This is a genomic window from Stenotrophomonas sp. GD03777, from assembly GCF_029842485.1.
In the GTDB taxonomy this organism is placed as follows: domain Bacteria; phylum Pseudomonadota; class Gammaproteobacteria; order Xanthomonadales; family Xanthomonadaceae; genus Stenotrophomonas; species Stenotrophomonas sepilia.
Window position 1 is genome coordinate 1 of the sequence record NZ_JAOCGL010000215.1, and the last position, 2233, is coordinate 2233.

At 67.6% G+C, this 2233-nt stretch carries 2 protein-coding genes; one reads left to right on the top strand and one right to left on the bottom strand.

What is annotated here, in order from left to right:
• The coding region (locus N5E02_RS20860) for an acetyl-CoA C-acetyltransferase (RefSeq protein ID WP_279946728.1) at positions 1-1271 on the bottom strand (1271 nt) is incomplete at its 3' end.
• Positions 1272-1364: 93 nt separating this feature from the next.
• Between N5E02_RS20860 and N5E02_RS20865 the strand changes: the two genes are divergently transcribed.
• Positions 1365-2233, top strand: an 869-nt coding sequence (locus tag N5E02_RS20865) for a hypothetical protein (protein ID WP_279946729.1), incomplete at its 3' end; no start/stop codon positions are given.

Here is a 2233-nt window from a genome sequence, read left to right on the forward strand (position 1 = left end):
CCCATGCCGCCGGCGGTGCAGATCGACACCAGTGCGCGGCCACCGCCGCGTTCGGCCAGCTGCTTGGCTGCCGTGGCGATCACGCGTGCGCCGGTAGCGGCGAACGGGTGGCCGGTGGCCAGCGACGAGCCCAGCAGGTTGATCTTGTCCGGGTCGATGCGGCCCAGCGGCGCGTCCAGGCCCAGGCGGTTGCGGCAGTAATCCTCGCTCTCCCACGCACGCAGGGTGCACAACACCTGCGCGGCAAAGGCTTCGTGGATCTCGTAGATGTCGAAGTCCTGCAGGGTCAGGCCGTTGCGCTTGAGCATCTCCGGCACCGCGATGGTCGGCGCCATCAGCAGGCCTTCGCCATGCACGAAGTCCACTGCCGCCACGTGTGCGTCACGCAGGTAGGCCTGCGGCTCATGGCCATGCGCGCGCGCCCACTCTTCGCTGGCCAGCAGTACCGCAGCGGCACCGTCGGTCAGCGGGGTGGAATTGGCGGCGGTGAGCGTGCCACGCCCGGAAACCTTGTCGAACGCCGGCTTCAGCGTCGCCAGCTTTTCCAGCGAGGTATCCGGGCGCAGGATGTTGTCGCGCTCGACGCCACGGAACGGTGCGATCAGGTCGTTGAAGAAGCCACGCTCGTAGGCGGCAGCCAGCTTCTTGTGCGACGACACCGCCCACTCATCCTGCGAGTCGCGCGAGATGTTCCACTCCTTCGCCATGTCCTCGCAGTGGTCGCCCATGCTCTTGCCGGTGCGCGGCTCGGCCACGCCCGGGAACTCGGGCTTGAGCTCGGAGAACTTGAAGCCGGCGGTGAGCGCACGGATCTTGTCGCCGGTGCTCTTGGCGCGGTTGGCCGCCAGCAGGCGTGCACGCAGCTTCTTGCCGTAAACGATCGGCACGTCGGAGGTGGTGTCCGAACCACCGCCGATGCCCGATTCGATCTGTCCCAGCGCGATCTTGTTGGCCACGGTGATGATACTGTCCAGCGAGGTACCGCAGGCGCGCTGCAGGGTGATGCCCGGGGTCAGCGGCGACAGGCCGGAGGACAGCGTCGCTTCGCGGCCCAGGTTCCAGTCGCTGGAATGCTTGATCACCGCGCCCATCGCCACTTCACCCAGCTGCTGGCCATGCAGGCCGAACCGTTCGACCAGCGCGCCCAGCGTACGGACCGACATGCCGAGGTTGCCGACATCCGAGTACGCGGTGTTCTGGCGGCAGAACGGAATGCGGACGCCACCGAGGATGGCGACGGGACGAGCGTTGGGCATGGAGATACCTGGCATGGATGAGGGTGTCTGCAACATGGCCTGCACGACGGAGCAGGCATAATGGAGCCAAGTGTAGCTGCCGCCCTGTGATGGGCCAACCGTGGAACCATGAGCAAACCCGACCCCGCGATGAATGCCCTTGGCGTGCTGGCCCTGGAACTGGCCGGCGGCGAAATCCCCCGCCAGGCGGTGCTCAGCGCTGAACAGGCCGGTGAACTGGCCGAACGCGTCGGCCGTGACCTGGCCAAGCTGGTGCCACAGGTGGCCGAGCTGGACCTGGTGTTCGCCGCCGCGCATTTCGACCCGGCCGAAGTGCTGCGTCCGGGCTGGCCGATCCATCGCCGCCTGGAAGAACTGCAGATGCGTGCCCCGGGCCGCAACCAGGGCCCGCGCCTGCTGGCCTTCGGTACCGATGCCGAAGGTGACGTGCCACTGCCGTTCCAGGCCGATGCCACGCTGGTGGGCGGTGGCCTGCGCGTGGTGCCGTTCCTGCTGACCGGCAGCGACGTGGCCACCACCAGCGCGGTCGCCGATGCGCTGGAAGAAACCTTGCTGGCCAACGGCATGGCGCACGCCGACACCGCGCTGATGGCGCAGAACACCTTCGGTGCCCGCATCGAGCACGCGCGCTATTTCACCGTGAACGACCTGGCCGCGATGATGTCGATGCAGTACGACAACCAGGGCCTGGCCGCACTGTGGCCGCTGATCGAGACCGCGATCATGGCGCCGGGCGAGGACGAGTGGCTCAATGCCGCGCCCGAGCCGCTGCTGCGCTATACGCATGGCGAAGCACGCATGGCGCTGTTCGACCCGGCCGGTTGGTGCGCGCACTACAGCCACAGCAAGAACGACTGCGATCGCCTGAAGGGCATCTACGAGCAGTTCCTGATGCGCCAGCGACAGATGGCCGCGGTGCTGGAAGCACATGGCGTGCCGGTACTGTTCGTGCACTGCGAGGCCGGGCAGGACGCGCG